The sequence below is a fragment of the Metapseudomonas resinovorans DSM 21078 genome (assembly GCF_000423545.1).
GTDB lineage: Bacteria > Pseudomonadota > Gammaproteobacteria > Pseudomonadales > Pseudomonadaceae > Metapseudomonas > Metapseudomonas resinovorans.
Window position 1 is genome coordinate 130,207 of record NZ_AUIE01000005.1, and the last position, 19,352, is coordinate 149,558.

Annotated in this window: 19 protein-coding genes and 1 tRNA gene; 6 read left to right on the plus strand and 14 right to left on the minus strand. The window is 63.6% G+C overall.

What is annotated here, in order from left to right; translation table 11 throughout:
- Positions 1-35: 35 nt before the first annotated feature.
- Both G559_RS0105185 and G559_RS0105190 read right to left on the minus strand, forming a co-directional pair.
- Positions 36-833 carry a cytochrome c gene (locus G559_RS0105185; RefSeq protein WP_028627228.1) on the minus strand — a complete coding sequence of 266 codons (798 nt, stop codon included), beginning with the start codon at positions 831-833 and terminating at the stop codon, positions 36-38.
- Between the two features lie 3 nt (positions 834-836).
- Positions 837-1,208, minus strand: coding sequence for a rhodanese-like domain-containing protein (locus G559_RS0105190; protein WP_028627229.1), 372 nt, complete (start codon positions 1,206-1,208; stop codon positions 837-839).
- Between the two features lie 147 nt (positions 1,209-1,355).
- Here G559_RS0105190 and G559_RS0105195 point away from each other — a divergent pair, with 147 nt between their 5' ends.
- The 3 genes from G559_RS0105195 to G559_RS0105210 all read left to right on the plus strand — a co-directional run bounded on the left by G559_RS0105195 (position 1,356) and on the right by G559_RS0105210 (position 6,286).
- A complete protein-coding gene (locus tag G559_RS0105195) occupies positions 1,356-2,243 on the plus strand; it encodes an AEC family transporter (protein WP_028627230.1) in 888 nt (295 codons plus the stop codon).
- A gap of 592 nt (positions 2,244-2,835) precedes the next feature.
- Positions 2,836-4,041 (plus strand): acetyl-CoA C-acetyltransferase, encoded by a 1,206-nt coding sequence (locus G559_RS0105205; protein ID WP_028627231.1) that lies wholly within the window; start codon positions 2,836-2,838, stop codon positions 4,039-4,041.
- A 100-nt stretch (positions 4,042-4,141) separates the two neighbouring features.
- Complete coding sequence (locus G559_RS0105210) at positions 4,142-6,286, plus strand: 3-hydroxyacyl-CoA dehydrogenase NAD-binding domain-containing protein (protein WP_028627232.1); 2,145 nt, start codon at positions 4,142-4,144, stop codon at positions 6,284-6,286.
- 65 nt (positions 6,287-6,351) lie between these two features.
- On the opposite strand, the gene G559_RS0105215 is transcribed toward G559_RS0105210, so the two are convergent.
- The 9 genes from G559_RS0105215 to G559_RS0105255 form a co-directional block, all read right to left on the minus strand.
- Positions 6,352-6,723, minus strand: a complete 372-nt coding sequence (locus G559_RS0105215) for a glutathione S-transferase N-terminal domain-containing protein (RefSeq protein ID WP_028627233.1) — start codon at positions 6,721-6,723, stop codon at positions 6,352-6,354.
- Positions 6,724-6,848: 125 nt separating this feature from the next.
- The gene (locus G559_RS0105220) at positions 6,849-7,781 is read right to left on the minus strand and encodes a sugar kinase (protein WP_028627234.1); all 933 of its coding nucleotides are present in this window, start codon (positions 7,779-7,781) and stop codon (positions 6,849-6,851) included.
- A 4-nt stretch (positions 7,782-7,785) separates the two neighbouring features.
- Positions 7,786-8,169, minus strand: a complete 384-nt coding sequence (locus G559_RS0105225) for a RidA family protein (protein WP_028627235.1) — start codon at positions 8,167-8,169, stop codon at positions 7,786-7,788.
- Entirely contained in the window at positions 8,166-9,641 is a 1,476-nt protein-coding gene (locus G559_RS0105230; RefSeq protein WP_028627236.1) for an N-acyl-D-amino-acid deacylase family protein, read from the minus strand. Before G559_RS0105230 ends, G559_RS0105225 begins: the two co-directional genes overlap by 4 nt.
- A 3-nt stretch (positions 9,642-9,644) precedes the next feature.
- Entirely contained in the window at positions 9,645-10,502 is an 858-nt protein-coding gene (locus tag G559_RS0105235) for a MurR/RpiR family transcriptional regulator (protein WP_028627237.1), read from the minus strand.
- 1 nt (position 10,503) lies between these two features.
- Positions 10,504-11,856, minus strand: a complete 1,353-nt coding sequence (locus G559_RS0105240; protein WP_028627238.1) for a GntT/GntP/DsdX family permease — start codon at positions 11,854-11,856, stop codon at positions 10,504-10,506.
- A gap of 77 nt (positions 11,857-11,933) precedes the next feature.
- Positions 11,934-13,175, minus strand: coding sequence for an amino acid deaminase (locus G559_RS0105245; protein ID WP_245586471.1), 1,242 nt, complete (start codon positions 13,173-13,175; stop codon positions 11,934-11,936).
- A gap of 355 nt (positions 13,176-13,530) precedes the next feature.
- On the minus strand, positions 13,531-13,782 hold the full coding sequence (locus tag G559_RS0105250; RefSeq protein WP_028627240.1) for a hypothetical protein: 252 nt from the start codon (positions 13,780-13,782) through the stop codon (positions 13,531-13,533).
- A gap of 24 nt (positions 13,783-13,806) precedes the next feature.
- Positions 13,807-14,031: a hypothetical protein gene (locus G559_RS0105255; protein ID WP_028627241.1), complete on the minus strand. Its 225-nt coding sequence runs from the start codon at positions 14,029-14,031 to the stop codon at positions 13,807-13,809.
- 340 nt (positions 14,032-14,371) lie between these two features.
- Between G559_RS0105255 and G559_RS0105260 the strand changes: the two genes are divergently transcribed.
- Entirely contained in the window at positions 14,372-15,091 is a 720-nt protein-coding gene (locus tag G559_RS0105260; protein ID WP_028627242.1) for an amidotransferase, read from the plus strand.
- An 83-nt stretch (positions 15,092-15,174) separates the two neighbouring features.
- Here the strand turns inward: G559_RS0105260 and G559_RS0105265 are convergent, their stop codons facing one another.
- On the minus strand, positions 15,175-16,146 hold the full coding sequence (locus G559_RS0105265; protein WP_028627243.1) for a magnesium and cobalt transport protein CorA: 972 nt from the start codon (positions 16,144-16,146) through the stop codon (positions 15,175-15,177).
- Positions 16,147-16,306: 160 nt separating this feature from the next.
- On the opposite strand from G559_RS0105265, the gene G559_RS28495 reads away from it, so the two are divergent.
- Entirely contained in the window at positions 16,307-17,164 is an 858-nt protein-coding gene (locus G559_RS28495; RefSeq protein WP_051246424.1) for an alpha/beta fold hydrolase, read from the plus strand.
- A 79-nt stretch (positions 17,165-17,243) separates the two neighbouring features.
- Here the strand turns inward: G559_RS28495 and G559_RS31140 are convergent, their stop codons facing one another.
- Both G559_RS31140 and G559_RS0105280 read right to left on the minus strand, forming a co-directional pair.
- Entirely contained in the window at positions 17,244-17,675 is a 432-nt protein-coding gene (locus tag G559_RS31140; RefSeq protein WP_211228780.1) for a hypothetical protein, read from the minus strand.
- A 96-nt stretch (positions 17,676-17,771) separates the two neighbouring features.
- The gene (locus G559_RS0105280) at positions 17,772-18,461 is read right to left on the minus strand and encodes a crotonase/enoyl-CoA hydratase family protein (protein WP_028627245.1); all 690 of its coding nucleotides are present in this window, start codon (positions 18,459-18,461) and stop codon (positions 17,772-17,774) included.
- A gap of 281 nt (positions 18,462-18,742) precedes the next feature.
- Here G559_RS0105280 and G559_RS0105285 point away from each other — a divergent pair.
- A tRNA-Ser gene (locus G559_RS0105285) sits at positions 18,743-18,832 on the plus strand.
- Positions 18,833-19,352 lie beyond the last annotated feature (520 nt).

Below are 19,352 nucleotides of genomic sequence, written 5' to 3' on the forward strand. Positions count from 1 at the left end.
AATTCGCCCCTACAGGGCTCGGGCTAGGCACTCACCTAAGGGCTGACCTTTCTCCCCGCCATGTGCTTCAGGTAGCCAATCAACTGCCCCAACTCCTCATCGGTTATCGCTTCCTTCGAGAATCCCGGCATCTTGCCCTGGGGCCAGCGGCGCAGGCTTTGCGGGTCGCGGATGTAGCGGGGGAGGAAGTCGCCGGCCAGATACTCAGTCGGGTTGTGGGGGATGTTCAGGTCCGGGCCGAACTGCGCGTCGCCGGCACCGTTGAGGCGATGGCAGGCCAGGCAGTTTTTCTGGAACTGGGCGAAACCGGCCTGAACCTCAGCGCCGGCATTGTCGGCCGGAAGCAGGGCAGGGAAGCGTTCGGCCACGGCGGGCAGATAGCGGATGCGTGCCACCTGGAAAGGCCACTGCTCCGGGCCGATGCGCGCGGCCTTGGGCTCGGTCCAGACCAGGTAGAAGGGGCCGGCGCTGGGTTTGCCGGTGGCCAGTGGCGGCCAGGGCTTGGCCGGATCTTCGATCGCGAGCCAGGCCCGGGCGCCTTTCGTGGCCAGCAGTGGCGCGGCGGTCAGCTCGGCAGCGAAGCCGTCCAGGGCTACGGCCTGCAAGTGCTGGTCAGGCGTGACGCCTTCCAGCAGTGCGGCCAGCGGGACGGCGCGGTAGTGCATGGTCTTCTTGTAGGAAACGTCATCCGGAATGCTCACCTCCTGCGCCTGGGGATGGCTGAGCAGGGCGTCTGAATCCCAAGTACGGGTGCCGCCGGGCAGTTCCAGGGTCAGCTCGGCGGCGTGGAGCGGGGTGAAGCAGAAGAGCAGGGCGAGTAGCGCTTTGCGCATTGATCAGTCCTTGTGCACGGCGGTTTTCAGGTCTTGGTAGCCGCCGCCGTTGATCACCCGGCTATAGCCCAGTTCCTGCAGGCTGTCCTGGGCGATGCCGGCCCGGCGGCCGCTGCGGCAGTAGAGCACTATGGGGGCGTCCTTGTCCGGGGCGACCTCGGCAATGTGTTGGCCGATGTCTTCGTAGCCGATGTTGCGTGCGCCGGGCAAGGTGCCGTCTTCGGCGACTTCTTCGGGTGTACGCACATCGATCAGGATGGCATTGGGTTGGCGCAGGGCTTCGACGGCGGCGGCCTGGTCGGTTTCACCGGCGGTGGCCGGAAGGCTCAGGACCAGGGACTGGGACAGCGCGAGAACAGCGAGCAGGGTACGCATGATGGTGTCTCCCTCGAGGAAGGGTCTTAAGGCAACCTAGCACAATTGCCTGGAGGTGGCGCAGGCCGTTAGGATCGCGGCTTTCCGTCAAACTTGCGCGTGTTTCGGGCCCTGTTTTAGGGTGTCGGCAGCTGTTAAGGAGAGGCCATGCTGGCCGAGTTGTTCGCGGTCATGGCGCCGGTGCTGATAGCCGCCGGTATCGGTTACGGCTGGGCTCGTTCGGGGCAGTCCTATCCCACCGAGTTCATTGCGCGCCTGGTGCTCAACATTGGCACCCCGAGCCTGGTGCTTTCCACCCTCAGCCGCACCGAGATCGATCGCCACGCCTTCGGCCAGGTTGCCATTGCCTGCCTGGTGGTGATGCTGGCGATGGGGCTGATCGGCAGCCTGCTCAGCCGGGTGTTCCGGCAGGACTGGCGCATCCTGGTGCCGGCCTATCTCTTTCCCAACTCTGGCAACATGGGCCTGCCCATTACGCTCTATGCCTTCGGCGAAAAAGGGCTGGCGTTGGCCGTGGCCTTCTTCCTGGTGCTGTCAGTGGGGCATTTCAGCTTGGGCTTGTTGTTGTCCGGCACCGAGCGCTCGCCGAAGAAGCTCCTCGCCAACCCCATCATCATCAGCCTGGCCCTGGCGTTGCCCCTGGTGATCTGGGACCTCCAGTTGCCGCTCTGGCTTGCCAACACCATTGGCCTGCTGGGTGGCATGACCATCCCGCTCATGCTGCTGACCCTCGGCGTCTCCCTCGCCAGTATCCGCGTCCATCACCTGGGCAACGGCATGTTGCTGGGCGCGATGCGAATTCTCTGCGGTGCGGCCGTGGGTTGGCTGGCGGGCTGGATGCTGGACCTGCCGCCGCTCGCCCAAGGTGTGCTGGTGCTGCAATCGGCAATGCCGGTGGCGGTGTTCAACTACCTGTTTGCCGTGCGCGCAGGGCGCTCGCCGGAAGCGGTGGCGAGCCTGGTGATGTGCTCGACGCTGCTGTCCTTCGTGTTGATTCCATTGTTGCTGGCGTGGTGGCTACCCGCGCTGCGTTGACCGCAGGGGCGGTACGCAGCACAGGACGACCAGTGGTTGGGCGGCGATCAGCTGACCAGGCGGGTCAGGTTGGGAAGGATGAGAATTACTGTGGTGGCAAAGACGATCAGGCTCGCTTGCCGCATTTTCGGCTGCTTGAACATGGCCAACTGCCTTTGTTGTTGTTGGAGGTGCGTTGGTCCGGGCTCCCTACGGCCGGCCCGGAACTTCGCTCGCCTCCGTGGCTAGGAAAAACACCGCCCCGGCAAAACCCGGCAACGACGGCTACTTGCATTTCAAACTCTAGGGCCGGCATCACATATCGCTTATATCGGTTGGTAACTAGCGCATGGATGCTAGTAACGCCGGGCTATTGGGAACCCCCTGCCTTCGTTGGGCGGCCCCGAGGCCAGACACATCCCTTTCACCTTGGCCAGCAACTGGCCATCAACTGACCGTTCGTCTGAGCGCAGCGGTCAATGGGGCTGAGCACTTCCGTCATTGAGCCCATGGCCTATAGCGATAAGGTAGCCACAACCTGCCGGAGCACCGGCGGCCGACGGAAAGAACAACAGGTACCTAAGGTGCCGCCAAGCTGCCTCAAGAGGACGCCATGACCGAAGCATTCATTTTCGACGCGGTGCGCACGCCCCGCGGCAAGGGCAAGAAGGACGGCGCTCTGCACAGCGTCAAGCCGGTCAACCTGATCGCCGGGCTGCTGCGCGCCCTGGCCGAGCGCAATGACCTGGATACCAGCCAGGTCGACGATATCGTCCTTGGCTGCGTGACCCCGGTGGGCGACCAGGGTGCCGATATCGCCAAGACCGCCGCGCTGGTCGCCGACTGGGACGAGACGGTTTCCGGCCAGCAGATCAACCGTTTCTGCGCGTCCGGCCTGGAGGCGGTGAACCTGGCCGCGATGAAGGTGCGTTCCGGCTTCGAGGATCTGGTGGTCGCTGGCGGCGTGGAGTCCATGTCCCGCGTGCCAATGGGCTCCGACGGCGGCGCCTGGGCGATGGACCCGGAAACCAATCTTCACACCAGCTTCGTGCCCCAGGGCATCGGTGCCGACCTGATCGCCACCCTGGAAGGCTTTAGCCGCACGGATGTCGACGCCTTCGCCCTGCGTTCCCAGCAGAAGGCCGCGCGCGCCCGTACCACCGGTGCGTTCAAGAAATCCCTGGTGCCGGTCACGGACCAGAACGGCATCGTCCTGCTCGACCATGACGAGTTCATTCGCGCTGATTCCACGCTGGAAGGCCTGGGTGCGCTCAAGCCCAGCTTCGAGATGATGGGGCAGATGGGCTTCGACGCCACCGCCCTGCGCAAGTACAGCCAGGTCGAGCGCATCGAGCACGTGCACACGCCGGGCAACAGCTCCGGCATCGTCGATGGTGCCGCCGCCATGCTCATCGGCTCCGCCGCCAAGGGCAAGGAACTGGGCCTGAAACCCCGCGCACGCATCGTCGCCACGGCGGTCACCAGCACCGACCCGACCATCATGCTCACCGGCCCCGCGCCGGCCACCCGCAAGGCCCTGGCCAAGGCCGGCCTGAACGTGGCCGACATCGATCTGTTCGAAGTCAATGAAGCCTTCGCCTCGGTGGTGATGAAGTTCATGAAGGACATGGGCGTTCCGGAGGAGAAGGTCAACGTCAACGGCGGCTCCATCGCCATGGGCCACCCGCTGGGCGCCACCGGCTGCGCCATCCTCGGCACCCTGCTGGACGAGCTGGAAGCGCGCAACCTGCGCTACGGCCTGGCCACCCTCTGCGTTGGTGGCGGCATGGGTATAGCCACGATCATCGAGCGAATCTGATCCGTCTGTAGGAGCGAGCTCTGCTCGCCAATGGTGCCCCTGTGAGGGGTGTTTGTGAGCGGAGCTTGCTCCTACGGCGACTGCGAATGGGACATAAGAAATGACTGACGCCATCCGTTACGAAAAAGGCCAGGACAATATCGTCGTCCTGACCATGGACATGCCCGGCCAGAGCGCCAACACCATGAACGCGGTGTACCGCGAAGCCATGGGCAAGATGGTCGAGCGCCTGGAGACCGAGAAGGACAGCATCGCCGGGGTGATCATCACCTCGGGCAAGAAGACCTTCTTCGCCGGCGGCGACCTCAATGAGTTGATCAAGGTCACCAAGGCGGACGCCAACGCCTTCTACCAGATGGTGCTGGGCATCAAGGGCCAACTGCGCCGCCTGGAAACCCTCGGCAAGCCGGTGGTGGCCGCCATCAACGGCGCGGCCCTGGGTGGCGGCTGGGAAATCTGCCTGGCCTGCCATCACCGCATAGCCCTCAACGACAACGCTGTGCAGCTCGGCCTGCCGGAAGTGACCCTCGGCCTGCTGCCCGGTGGCGGCGGCGTGGTGCGCATGGTGCGTTTGCTGGGCATCGAAAAAGCGCTGCCGTACCTGGCCGAAGGCCGCAAGGTGCGTCCGGAACAGGCCCTCAAGGCCGGCCTGATCCACGACCTGGCGCAAACCCCGGACGAGATGCTGGCCAAGGCCCGCGCCTGGATCGCCGCCAATCCCAAGTCAGCACAACCCTGGGATACCGCCGGCTACAAGATTCCCGGTGGCACCCCGTCCAGCCCCAACGTGGCGCAGATGCTCGCCATCGCTCCATCGGTGCTGCGCGACAAGACCAAGGGCTGCTTCCCCGCGCCGGAGAAGATCATGTGCGCGGCCGTCGAAGGTGCGCAGGTGGACTTCGACACCGCGCAGCTGATCGAGGCGCGCTACTTCACCGAGCTGACCACCGGCCAGGTGGCGAAGAACATGATCGGTACCTTCTGGTTCCAGCTGAACGAGATCAACGCCGGCAGCTCGCGGCCCAAGGGGCCGGCGCCTTATGTGACGAAGAAGGTGGGCGTGCTTGGCGCCGGCATGATGGGGGCGGGCATTGCCTATGTTTCCGCCGTCGCCGGCATCGAGGTGGTACTGAAGGATGTGTCGGTGGAGGCTGCGGAGAAGGGCAAGGCCTATTCCCAGGGCCTGCTCGACCAACTGGTGAACCGTGGCCATATGGCGGCCGAGAAGCGCGACGCCATCCTCGCCCGCATCAAGCCGACCGACAGCGACGCTGACTTTGACGGCTGCGATCTGATCATCGAAGCCGTGTTCGAGAATCGCGAGCTGAAGGCCAAGGTCACCGCCGCCGCCGAAGCTGCTGCACTGCCGGATGCAGTGATCGCCTCCAATACGTCGACCTTGCCGATCACCGGTCTGGCGCAGGCGGTGGCCAAGCCCGAGAAGTTCATCGGCCTGCATTTCTTCAGCCCGGTGGACCGCATGCCGCTGGTGGAGATCATCCGTGGCGAGAAGACTTCGGACGAAACCCTGGCCCGTGGCTTCGACTACGTCCTGCAGATCAAGAAGACTCCCATCGTGGTCAACGACAGCCGCGGTTTCTTCACCTCCCGCGTGTTCGGCACCTTCACCAATGAAGGCATAGCCATGCTGGGCGAGGGTGTTTCCGCTGCGATGATCGAGAACGAAACCCGCAAGGCCGGCATGCCGGTTGGACCGCTGGCGATTTCCGATGAAGTCTCCATGAGCCTGATGACTCACATCCGCAACCAGACCGCTGAAGACCTCAAGGCCGAAGGGAAGGTGATGCCGACGCATCCGGCCTTCGCTGTGATCGACCTGATGGTCAACGAGTACAAGCGGCCGGGCAAGGCGGCCGGTGGCGGCTTCTACGACTACCCGGCTGGCGGTCGGAAGCATCTGTGGCCAGAACTGAAGACGCGCTTCGAGAAGGCCGACAAGCAGATCCCGCAAGAGGACGTGCGTGATCGCATCCTCTTCATCCAGGCCATCGAAAGCGTGCGGTGCGTGGAGGAGGGCGTGCTGCTCTCGACCGCCGACGCCAACATTGGCTCCATCTTCGGCATCGGCTTCGCGGCCTGGACCGGCGGCGTTCTGCAGTTCATCAACCAGTACGGCCTGCAGGATTTCGTCGCCCGTGCCCGCTACCTGGCCGAGCAGTATGGCGAGCGATTCGAACCGCCAGCGCTGCTGTTGGACAAGGCGGCCAAGGGCGAGCCGTTCTAGCGTCCCGCCGCGCATAAAAAAAACCGGCTCGATATGAGCCGGTTTTTTTGTGCCAGGAACCTCGTTCAGGACTTGGCGAAGCGGCTTTCCAGGTAGCGGATGATGTCGTTGGACTCGTACATCCAGCGGCTTTCACCGTTCTCGTCGATGCGCAGGCAGGGCACCTTGATCTTGCCGCCGCCGGCCAGCAGGGTCGCGCGGTGGGTTTCATCATTCTTCGCGTCGCGCAGGGCGATCGGCAGGTTCAGCCGGTGCATGGCGCGCCGGGTCTTCACGCAGAAGGGGCAGGCGTTGAACTGGTAGAGCGCGAGGTTGGCGGTCTCTTCCGCTACCCGGGCTTGCGCCTCGGGGTTGCGGCGCAGCTTGCGCGGACGGGTGATGAAATCGAGGAAGATGATCAACTGGCCCAGGCCGACTCGTAACGCCTTGATGAACACTGCTGCGTACCCTTGAGTGAAAAACGGGCCGGCAGTCTACCGGAACTTGGCGGACGTGAACGCCTTTCACGCCAGATGGTCGCCGCCCCTATCCATTCCAGGGAGAGGGGCGGATCGATGAGCGGTCAGCGGGGTAGTGAGATGTCCGGCATCGCATGCGCCGGAATGATCGCGCCAGGGTGGCCGATCACAGTGGCCGCCAGGCAATGGCCGTTTGCGGCGGCTTCGTGGGCGGAAAGGCCCTGGATGCGGCTGGCCAGGTAGGCGGCGGCAAAGGCGTCTCCGGCGGCGCAGCTATCGACCACTTTCCCAGGCGCTTGTGCCGGCACGTCTATCTCTCGCTGCGCGGTGGCAATCAGGCAGGGCTGCGCGCCCTGCTTGATTACAACCTCAGTGCAACCCAGGGCCACGGTGCGCCTTGCCGCTTCTTCAGCGGTGTGCTGGCCATACAGCTGGTGTTCATCATCCAGCGTCAGCAGGGCGATTTCGGCCATCGCCAGCACGCGCTCATGGGCGGCACGCGCGTCCTGCGCCGACCAAAGGGCGGGGCGGAAGTTGTTGTCGAACCAGAGCCGACCTCCCTCTGCCACAAAGCCTTCCAGGGCATCGAGCAGCGCCAGGCGGCGGTTGGCGGGTAACAGCGCGAGGCTGATGCCGGACAGGTAGAGGGCATCGGTCCGGCCCCGGTCCAGCCAGGCACTGAAGTCGGTTTCCATGGCGAAGTACTGGCGGGCTGCGCTGGTATCGCGCCAGTAGAGAAAGCTGCGCTCGCCCTGCGGGTCCACGTCCACCAGGTAAAGGCCCGGCAGTGTGCCGGGCAGGCGCGTCACGCGCGCCGTCTCGATGCCTTCGCATTGCCACTGGTGAATCAGCTCGTCGCTCAGGCGGTCGTCGCCCAGTGCGCTGATGTAGTGGACGCGGGCGCGGCTACCGGCGAGCAGGCGTGCCATGTACAGGGCGGTGTTGAGGGTGTCGCCGCCGTATCGGCGCTGCAGCGGCTGGCCGCTCAGTTCGACCATGCATTCACCCAGGCAGGCGATGTGAAGGCAGTCGCGCATGCTGTCAGGACTCCCGGTAGGCGATGCAGTCCACCTCGACCTTGCAGTCGATGACCATGCTCGAAACCACGCAGGCGCGGGCCGGGGGATGGGCGCCGAAGTACTGCTGGAAGACCTGGTTGAAGGCGGCGAAATCGCGCGGGTCGTCGAGCCAGACGCCGCAGCGGACCACGTGTTCCGGCCCGTAGCCGGCTTCTTCAAGGATATCCAGGACGTTACGGATGCACTGGTGGGCCTGGGTGACGATGCCGCCGTCTACTACCGCCCCGTCGCGCATGGGCGTCTGCCCGGAAACGAACAGCCAGCCGTCGGCCTGTACCGCTCGCGCGAAGGGCAGTTGCTGGTTGCCGGTGCCCTGGGCGACGCCGTGGCGTTTGAGTGATTTCATCGTGTGTTCTCCTTGAGAGTTGTTGCAGGGATGGACGTGTTGCGAGGCAGGAAGCGACCGGCACGCCGGGGCAGGGCGAGGCCGTCGCGGTACGACAGCACCCCGTTGACCCACACGGCTCGAATGCCGGCAGCGGGTTGTTCGGGGTCGTCGAAGCGGGCGGTGTCTTCGATGCGTTGCGGGTCGAACAGCACCAGGTCGGCCCAGTAGCCGGGGGCGAGCAGCCCGCGCTGGGCCAGGCCGAAGCGGGCTGCGCTGAGGCCCGTCATCTTGTGTACCGCTGTTTCCAGCGGCAGTAGGCCGAGGTCCCGGCTGTAGTGTCCGAGTACGCGGGGAAAGGCGCCCCACAGGCGTGGATGCGGCCGCGGGTCTTCGGGCAGGCCGTCGGAGCCGACCATGCTCAGCGGGTGGGCGAGGATGCGTTGGACGTCGGCCTCGCTCATGCAGTGGTAGACCGCGCCAGCCGGTTGCAGGCGCTGGGCCGCGTCGAGCAGTGGGACGCCCCAACGTTCCGCAATGACTGCGAGGGTGCGTCCCGCCATGTCCGGATGCGGCTGCGACCAGGTGATGAGGATGTCGAAGTCCCCGGTGACCTGCTTGAGGTCGAGGGTCGAAGAACTCGCTGAATAGGGATAGCAGTCGCAGCCGACCTCCTGGTGTTGGTGGGCGGTTTCCAGGCTGGTGAGTACCTCCTGGCTGCGTCCCCAGTTGCCGGCGCCGGCGCATTTGACGTGGGACACCACCAGTGCGCAGCGCGCGTGGCGGGCAGTCGCAAAGGCCTCGTCGAGTGCACCGAGGATGTAGTCGAATTCGTCGCGCAGGTGGGTGGTGTAGAGCCCACCGTAATCACCCAGCACTTCGGCGAGCTGCATGACTTCAGCGGTGCTTGCGCTCCTTGCCGAGGCGTAGGCCAACCCGCTGCTGAGGCCCAGGGCACCATGGGCGAGGGCATCCGCCAACTGACTGCGCATGGCCGCGATTTCGTTGGGATGGGCACTGCGGTCGAGGCGGTCCATGTGGTTGCTGCGCAGTGCGGTATGGCCGACCAGGGCCGCTACGTTGACCGCCGGCACGGCTGTATCGACCGCTGCGCAGTAGTCCGCGAAGGTCGGGTAGACAAAGGCGGAGGCGGGCCCCAGCAGGTTCATTGGGTCCGGCGGCTCGCCCGCCAGGGACACGGGCGCGGCGCTGATGCCGCAGTTGCCGACGATCACGGTGGTTACGCCCTGGCTGAGCTTGGGCAGCATCTGCGGTTGGCGGATCACCACGGTGTCGTCGTGGGTGTGTACGTCGATGAAGCCCGGCGCCAGCACCAGCCCGTCGGCATCGACGACCTCTGTTGCGGTGGCGTGAGCGGCGTCGCCCAGCAGTGCGATACGACCGCCAGCGATGCCGAGATCGCCGATGAAGCGGGCGTTTCCGCTGCCGTCGATGACGGTCGCCCGGCGAATCAGCGTTTCGAAGTGGCGCATGGTTCAGTCTCCCAGGGGCAGTCGGTCTTCGCCGCGGCGATGGTCATCCAGCGCCAGCTTCACGCGACGCAGTAGTTCCTGGCTGGCGTCGGGGGTGCGCAGGGCGGTTTCGGTTGCCAGCAGGTCGATGGCCAGCAGCATCCCGTAGCGCGCGGCTGTGGGTTTGTAGATGAAGTCGGTTTCGTCGAGGACGATGGGGATCTGGATATCGGCCAGGTCGGCCAGCGCGCTGCCGGCACGGGTGATGGTCAGCAGGCGCGCGCCATAGGATTTGGCGAGACGGGCGGTGGTGAGCAGTTCGGGGGTGATGCCGGTGATCGAGAGAATGACCAGCAGGTCCTTGGGACCCAGGGTGGCGGCCGCGATGCGCATCAGTACGGGATCGTGGTAGGCCGACACTGGGTAGCCCAGCCGTACCAGGCGGTACTGCACTTCGCCGGCAAGCAGTGTCGAACATCCGCCCATGCCGAAGGCGAAGATCTTCTGCGCCGAGCAGATGAGGTCCACGGCGGAGCGAAAGTTCCTTTCGTCGAACGCCGCCAGATGCCGATGCAGGCTCTGTTCTATGTCTTCGACTATCTGGCCGAAGTAGCGTGGCACCCGCACCGGTGCGGCACCAAGGAAGCGGCTGCCGACGGTGCTGGCGCGGGCCAGCTTGAGGCGCAGTTCCCGCAGGTCCGCGCAGTCCATCAGGCGGGCGAATCGCGACAGCGCCGCCTTGCTTACTCCTGCCTTCGCCGCCAGTTCACCGATGGCGGCCGAGGCGGCGAAGCCGACGTCATCCAGGATCGTCTCGGCCACTTTTGCCGAGTTGCCGCGCAACTGGTCACGGCGGCTGCGGATCAGATAGAGGATGTCCATGTCAGAGCATCCGCGCGAGGCCGAGGGTCAGGATGAAGGCCACCACTGAAACCAGCGTCTCCAGCACCGTCCAGGTCTTCAGCGTCTGCACGACGGTCATGTTGAAGTACTCCTTGATCAGCCAGAAACCGCCGTCGTTGACGTGGGAGAGGATCAGCGAGCCGGCTCCTGTCGCCAGAACCAGCAGCTCCGGATGCGGATAACCGCTGGCCAGGGCAATCGGCGCGACGATGCCTGCCGCGGTGGTCATGGCGACGGTCGCCGAGCCGGTGGCGACGCGCATCAGTGCTGCCACCAGCCAACCGAGCAGCAGCGGCGAAAGGTCGAAGCGCGCGGAGAGTTCGACGATCTCCCGAGTCACGCCGGTTTCGATGAGGATGCGGTTGAGCCCGCCGCCGGCGCCGACCAGCAGGGTGATGGCCGCGGTGGGCGCCAGGCATTCGTTGCTGAAGCGCAGGATGGCGTCACGGTTGAAGCCACGCGCCAGGCCCAGGGTCCAGAAGCTCACCAGGGTCGCGATCAACAGGGCGATCACCGAGTTGCCGATGAAGTGCAGAACGGCATTGAGGGTCGAGCCCGCTGCGCTGAGCTGGTCAGCCCAGCCACCGAGCAGCATCAGCAGCACCGGCAGCAGGATGGTGCCCAGGGTGATGCCGAAGCCCGGCAAGTTGGCGGGCCGGGATTGGGATTCGGTGAACTGCTCGGCAATCGGGTTATGCGCCGGCAGGTTGATGCGGGGCGCCACCAGGCGGGCGAAGATCGGTCCGGCGATGGCCGCAGTGGGCACGCCGACGAGGATGGCAAAGAGCACGGTGCGACCGACCTGGGCCGAGTATTCGCCCACTGCCAGCATGGCTGCGGGGTGCGGCGGAACCAGACCGTGCACCACCGAGAGCCCGGCAACCATGGGTAGTCCGGTCATCAGCACCGACGAGCCAATGCGCTTGGCGATGGTGAAGGCGATGGGCACCAGCAGCACGAAGCCCACCTCGAAGAACAGCGGCAGGCCGCAGAGGAAGGCAATGCAGGCCATGGCCCAGTGGGCGTTGCGCTCGCCGAAGCGGGCAATCAATGTCTGCGCGATACGCTCGGCGCCACCCGATTCGGCCATCATCTTGCCGAGCATGGTGCCGAGCGCCACGACCAGGGCGATGTGGCCGAGGGTTTTGCCGACGCCCGCCTCGTAGGCGATGACGATGTCTTTGGCCGGCATCTGGGCTGCCAGCGCCAGTCCCACCGAGACCAGGGTGATGACGATGAAGGGGTTGAGGCGGTAGCGCGCGATCAGCACCACCAGGGCGATGATGGCGAGCGCGGCATAGACCAACAGCGGGCTTCCAGTCGCTGCTTGCATGGGGTGTTCCTTGTTTTTCAGGCAAAAGGGGGCCATCCCGCCCGTGGGCGGGGGCTTGGTTGGGTAATGGGGGGCGGCTAGAAGAAGGTTTCCACAGCTCCGACCACGCGGTAGTCGTCATCCACCAACAGCAGTTGCCGCCACTTGTCGAAGGTCAGGCAGGGGTGGGATATCTCGAAGGCCAGCAGGTCGCCGACCTGCAAGTCGGCATCCTGCGGGAGGGTCATGAAGGCGTGTTGGTCCATCATGCGGGTGATGCGCCAGTCCGCCGGCGCCGCCGTCGGTGCGTGATCCGAGCCGGGGCGGTGGTGCAACGACGTGATGGGCATACCGGCATCGAACGCGGCATCGCGCTTGCCCAGGGCGATGATTGCCAGGCCTGGCTCCGGCATCGACTGTACGTTGGCCCAGAGTTGCAGCGCCGGCAACAGGCTGCGGCCCATTTCCCGCGCCACTCTGTTGTTGGCCTGGATGCGTTGCTCGGCGTCGCGGTAGATGCCGGCGTCGTGGGTCAGGTAGCAGCCGGGGCGCAGGATCACCTGCAGCGGGTGGCCGATATCCTGGCCGGCGAACTCTTCGGCAACGACGTCGAACCAGGCCGAACCCGCACCGGAAAGCAGAATCTCCGGCTCGGCGAAGCAGTTTCCATCGGCCAGGGCGCGGGCGCGCTGCAGGACATGGCGGAGCAGCGCGCGAATGGCGTCCTCTTCCTGCAGCACACCTTCGTAGAGCTCGATGCCCACCAGATCGATGGACTGCGGCCAGCGTCTGATGGCCTCGAGCAGCTCGGCTTCCTGATCCGCATTGCGGATGCCGGTGCGACCGCCCGGAACGCCGTACTCGATCAGCACGCGCAGGCGCTGGCCGGTCTCGTCGAAGTAGCGTCCGAGGGCGTCCACGTTGGCGGGGGAGTCCACCAGGCAGCAGAAGCTGAAGTCCAGGTCCTGCAGGAGCCGCGAGACGATTGCCATGTTGCCCTTGCCCACCAGTTGATTGGCCAGCAGGACGCGGCGGACGCCAGCGGCATAGGCGGCCTGTACCTGGGGCGCGGTTGCCAGCGTAATGCCCCAGGCGCCGTGCGCCAGCTGCAGGTGGAAGAGGGTGGGGCTCATCGTCGTCTTGCCATGGGGGGCCAGTTGCACGCCGTAGCGCTGGATGAACTGGCGCATCCACTCCAGGTTGTGGTGGATGCGGCTTTGGCGCAGGACCGCCACCGGCAAGCTGACGTCTTCGTCGAGTATGTTCCAGCCCAGCGTTTCTATCGCTTCCAGTGGGCAATCCGGAGGGGTGGCGCCAAGGCCTTTGGTGAGCGGATTCAATGACCGTTCTTGAAACTTGTTTTCAGTCATGCGGGCTATCTCCCTAAGTTCCTGAAAACAAGTATCACTGAACTCCACCGCAAGCCAGGTACCCCCACAGAACCGAAAGTAAGCTGATCTGATGCGGGTGCTGACCGTCTGAAGGATTGACCAAATAGCTCTACCCCAGCCGTTCGCGCGCTGTTCCGTCAGTTTGGCTGGTTGCCGCAGAGAACGAGTCCAATCGTTCGGCGTCAGTTGCCTACGTGTAGATGGGTTGGTGTCTGCATTCGTCGACGAATGCTTCTGACGCCGTAGCGGATAAGTCCTAGGGGTTATGCCATTTCGATGGCTAGGCCTGGCGCCATTGCAGCGGTTAGCTGGTGCAGCAGGCCAGCGAACTCATGTCGAAGACAGCGGGAAGCGAGATCTCGCGGCCGGTCGGCGGGTTACCCGACAGAACCTGTATGGCGCGCTCGTTGGTGATTCCGCGGCTGATGTTGTGGTTGGCTTCGATGGTCTTTGCCACCGAGCCCACCGAGCCGTGGGCGCAGCCTATCAACGAAAAGCCGTTGGTCATGACTGCCAGGGCGGTGAGGAAATAGAGTCGATTCCTGTGCTGTTTCATTTTCAGTCGTGCCTGTGCCTGGTGTCAGCCTTGGTGTCTGCCGCTGGGTTTCTTCTGGCTCGCCAGCAGCACCGGGATGCTCTGACTGAGTTGCTGGTAGAAACTCATGGATGCGTCTGTGGGACTCACCCCGATGCGACCGCGCTCGTAACCGAAGCTGATGGCAAGCACCACCATCACCACGACGAAATACAAGCCGAGGCTGGCAAGGGCGCCATTGCGTGCGTACTGAATGGTGGGGTTGCTCATGTCTGGACTCCGCGACCGGGGGACTTGGGGTGGGCGTAGAGTCGCGAAAATCCTTTCGATGAAAAAACGACGTTCAGGCATGGTAAGTATCGACGGCACCAATAGTTCCGTCGGGCTCCGTCAATTTTACTTGACGTGGCGTGTAAAGCGCCGAGCTAGAGCGGCACAGCCTTGCGGCTTCGGCAGGGGAGGCACGGCACCTGATGCAGCCTATCGCCCTGTTAGACGTTGGCTATGGGGGAGGGGATCAAGCGGTATTTCAATCACACCGTCACTGTGTTAAATAAATCGCACATTTTCCCTACATAGAGCCTCTCTGCATTTCAGGAACCATGAGCTAATGCCACTTCGCATCTGCATTCTCGAAACTGACATTCTCCGCCCCGAACTGGTCGATCAATACAAAGGCTACGGCCTGATGTTCGAGCAGCTGTTCGCCAAACAGCCGATTGCTGCGGAGTTCAGTGTCTACAACGTGGTGCAGGGGCATTACCCGCCGGAGGGTGAGACGTTCGACGCCTACCTGGTGACCGGCAGCAAGGCCGACTCTTTCGGCACCGATCCCTGGATCCTGAAGCTCAAGGAGTTCCTGCTGGCGCGCTACGAGGCCGGCGACAAACTGCTAGGCGTCTGCTTCGGCCACCAACTACTCGCCCTGTTGCTGGGTGGGCGTACCGAGCGCGCTACGCAGGGCTGGGGCGTGGGCACCCATAGCTACCAGCTGAAACAGAAGCCGGAGTGGATGACCCCCGAGCTGGAGGACCTGACCCTGCTGATCAGCCATCAGGACCAGGTCACCCAACTGCCCGAAAACGCCACGCTGCTGGCCTCCAGCGACTTTTGCCCGAACGCCGCTTACGCCGTAGGCGACCAGGTGCTGTGCTTCCAGGGCCACCCGGAGTTCGTTCACGATTACTCCCGCGCACTGCTCGATCTGCGCCAGGATTTCCTCGGCGATGAGGTCTACAAGCAAGGCGTAAGCAGCTTGAACCGCGACCACCAGGGGGCTGCCGTGGCTGAGTGGATGATGCGCTTCATCGCTCGCGACCGCGCGGCCTGATCGGAGTTGTACGGAAAAACCCGCCTTCAGGCGGGTTTTTTGTCGCACGGGGCGTTGCCCGTTCGCGCACTGTCCGCTGCCCTTCACAGCCAGCCGTAGTGCTTGAAGCTGGCATAGAGCGCGGTACACCCGGTTGCCACCAGCCCCAGCACGCCGAAGTAACCGTATTGCCACGTCAGCTCCGGCATGTATTGGAAGTTCATGCCGTAGATGCCCGCAACTGCCGTCGGGAAGGCAAGGATGGCGGCCCAGGCGGCGAATTTGCGTTGCACCACGCTCTGCCTGGACGACTCCAGCAACAAGCCGATTTCAATGGCGTGATCGGCCATTTCGCGCAGGCCCGTCAGGTCTTCAAGCAGGCGTTTGACATGGATGGCGATGTCGCGGAAGTAAGGCCGCATGTGCTTGTCGATGAAAGGGAAGTCCAGACGCTGCAGCTCCTCGCAGATTTCCCCCATGGGGCCGATGTAACGTCGCAGGCGCAGCAGGTCGCGGCGCAAGCAGTGGATGCGCTCGACATCGGACTTGCCCAGCGGGCGCTCCAGCACGTTCTGTTCGATCGCCTCCAGCTCCACATGGAAGCTGTCCATCAGCGGCCGATAGTTTTCCAGCACGAAGCTGAGCAGCGCGTAGAGGACGAAGTCTTCGCCGTGGTCGAGCAACAGCGGGCGTGCCTCGCAGCGCTGGCGAACGCGGGAGTAGGGCGCGGATTCGCCGTAGCGGGCACTGATGATGTAGCCCTTGCCGGCGAACAGTTGCGTCTCGATGAACTGCAGTTCACCTTCGACTTCGATCGGCGAATAGACCACCAGGAACAGGGCGTCACCGAAGGTCTCCAGCTTGGGACGGGTATGGCGGGTGAGGGCGTCTTCGAGGGCCAGTTCGTGCAGGTCGAACTGTCGCTGCAGGTTGCTCAGTTCTTCCGCACCGGGGTCATGCAGGCCTATCCAGACGAAGTGCCCCGGCTTGCTGGCCCACTGCAAGCCTTCATCGAGGGTTATGTCGGTGACTTTCCGGCCTTTGGTATATACAGCGGCGGCAACGACTCGACCCATGGTTCAGCTGTTCCTTCATCCGTTGGTGGGAAGTTTGGCGCGCAGGTTATCGCGCCTGATCTTCTGAGTCTTGCCGAAGGCCGAGGTTCTGCAATGGCAAGACTAGAGCAATGGCTCTAAATTGATCGCTCCCCTCACCGATCGAAACAAGGAGAACACATTGATCGAGGCCTTCCGATTTTCTGCAGGTCGGTTCCATTGCCCCTATCGGGTCTACCGTTCGGCCGTTGCCGGTCCGATACTGATCCTGTTGCCGGCCCTTGGCGTAGCTGCGCGCAAGTACGAAAACTTTGCCCTGGGCCTAGTGGCTGCAGGCAACCAGGTGCTGGTAGTGGATTGGCCCGGCCAGGGAGAAAGTGCCCCACGACCGAGCCGCCAGTTGGACTATGGCTACCGTGACCTGATCGATGAGTTCGTACCGAGCTTGCTGACGGCTGCTCGCCAGCATTTTCCCCAAGGTCGCCTGGTTCTGCTGGGTCATAGCCTGGGCGGGCATATCGCGACGTTGTTCGCTGCTGCCAATCCCCAGGCCGAGGTGGCGGTGGTGGGCGTGGCCTGCGGGAATATTCATTTCCGCAACTGGCAGGGCAGGCAGCGCTTGCTGACGCCCAGCGTGGCCATGATCTTCAACCTGTTGACGGCCGTGTTCGGATACCTGCCGGGCAAGACCATCGGTTTCGGTGGCCACGAAGCGCGCAGCCTGATGCGCGATTGGGGGCGAGTGGCCTGGACGGGTAACTTCGATCACCTCGGGTTGGATCTGACCCATCCTCGACACAACCGGACGCCTTCTCTGTTCATTGGCATTCACGGCGACTCTTTCGCCCCGGAAGCCTCCACCTGCGGCCTGGCCGCGTTGATCCAGGAACAACCCCAAGTCCGCATGCTGCGCTCTCCAAGGCCGGCATCAGAGAATCCCCATAGCGCCTGGTTACGTTCCCCGGTGACCGTAATCGAGGAGGTCGTGAGTGGGTTGGCGCTGCTTCGTTGTGAGGTCACCACCGGTCAGGCGGTATGAAATATTCTGTTACAGCCGCTAGTGTTCACTAGGTAACTCACTAGAGAACGCGGGGCCTGTCATGACGCTAAAGAAGTGTTTACTGGCGATGGCGATCTGCTCGGTTTTGAGTCTGTCCTTCACCGTCTTGCCGGGTGATCTCTCCAGCGCATCGAGTGCCTATGCCAAGGATGGTGGGGGTGGCGGTGGAGGAAGTGGCGGCGGCGGTGGAGGAGGTGGCAGCGGCGGTGGAGGAGGTGGCCACGGCGGTAGTGGCGGTGGCCACGGCGGTAGCGGAGGTGGCCACGGCGGTAGCGGAGGTGGCCATGGCGGTAGCGGAAGCGGCCACGGTGGCGATGGCAGTGGTCACAGCGGTGACGGTGGCCACTCTGGAAATAGCGGCCCCGGCAGCGCCCACAGCGACCGCGGGGCAGGCGATGGCCCCGGTCATGACGACGGCGGGCCCCATGGCGTCGGACACGGCGCGGACGACGGGCCGGGCCATGATGTCGGCGACGATCACGGCCAGCATGCGGGTGCCGAACCGGGCGATGACAACGGCGGAGCCATGTAACTCCACCCCAAAAGAGAAAGCCCCGCATCGCGGGGCTTCTTCGTGTCCGGGAGCTTAGACCAGGTGCTGTTTATCCAGCTCGATGGCCGCATCCAGGGTTTCCAGCAGCGCCTTGCGGACCTTGAGCTTGGTGTTGCGGTGGGCGGTCATGTTGATCTTCTTCAGTTGCAAGGCGGCGGCGCGGGTGGCCTCCTGCAGATGCTCGATCGGTACGACCTTGTCGAGGAATCCGGCATCCAGCGCGCCCTGCGGATCGAACATCTCGCCATTGATCACCGAACGGTGGAAGGCGGACTTGCGCAGACGATCACGTGCCAGTTCGATGCCCACGTGGTGCATGGTCATGCCGATCTGCACTTCGTTGAGGCCAATGCTGAACGGACCTTCGACGCCGATGCGGTAATCCGCGGACAGCAGGATGAAGGCTCCTTTCGCGACGGCATGACCCGGGCAGGCGACGATGACGGGGTAGGGGTGTGCCAGCATGCGGCGAGCCAGCGTGGAACCGGCAGCGACCAGGGCGACGGCGTTCTGCGGACCGGACGTCATCACTTTCAGGTCGTAGCCACCGGAAAGGATGCCCGGCTGGCCGGTGATGACGACAATGGCCCGGTCCTGTTCGGCGCGATCCAGCGCGGTGTTGAAGGCAGCGATCACATCCGGGGAGATGGCATTCACCTTGCCGTTGCTGAGGGTCAGGGTGGCAACGCCGTCTTCGAGTTGGTAGGAGATCAGCTCACTCATGGCAGGTTCCTTGTTAAGAAGTGGATCGACGTTACTCAGCGCCACCGTGGAGGTAAAGGGCTGAGACTGACTGCTCGGTCAGCTCCAATTCCTGGCTCCTCGCCCCTGGTTCAAAAAGCCTCCGCTATGCTGCGACCGGCCACTTGACAGCAGAAGTGGAAATTGGCATGCGGAAGAAATTTTCATAAACGCATGAAATTTATGAAAAAAGTGTTTGCATTCCGGAAAACACTCCACTAAATTAGCGCACCTCGACGGGGCCAACGCCTCGAAGAGATTCCGGTGAGGTGTCCGAGCGGTTGAAGGAGCACGCCTGGAAAGTGTGTATACGGGAAACCGTATCGTGGGTTCGAATCCCACCCTCACCGCCACTTTCCGTACAGATAAGCCCCTGATTTCTAACGAGATCAGGGGCTTTTTCTTTGCCTGCAAAAAAAAGCGGGTGTCGAAAAAGTGTCAAGGGCACTTTCGTCCGTTGCCGGACGATCCCCTAGGGGACGTGTATAGTGAGCCCATTGCAGCCAAGGCTGCGCTTTGCTGGAAAGGGTTACTGCTATGGCGGGTCGCGCAGAAGATCGCAACGGTGGAAGGGGTTTCGTCTCTCGGGACAAGCAGACCGGCCGCTTTGTGCGCGTTGTTGCCAAGAAGAAGGCAGTGAAATCCCAATCCGCACCGGTTCAGCACCTTTCCGACAGCGAATCACGCGAACTGTCAGACGTCTTCGTCGAGCTACTGACCTCGCGATAAGGCTTCCGGTCAAGGATGACGAAGCCAAGGATCGACAGATCTCCCGTATTCGACGCAGCCTGGACAAGATAAGACCAGCGACTTCGCTCCTTCCTAGATTCCCTCGTCGATGCGTTCGCCACCTATGTTCAGCAGGGCGACCAT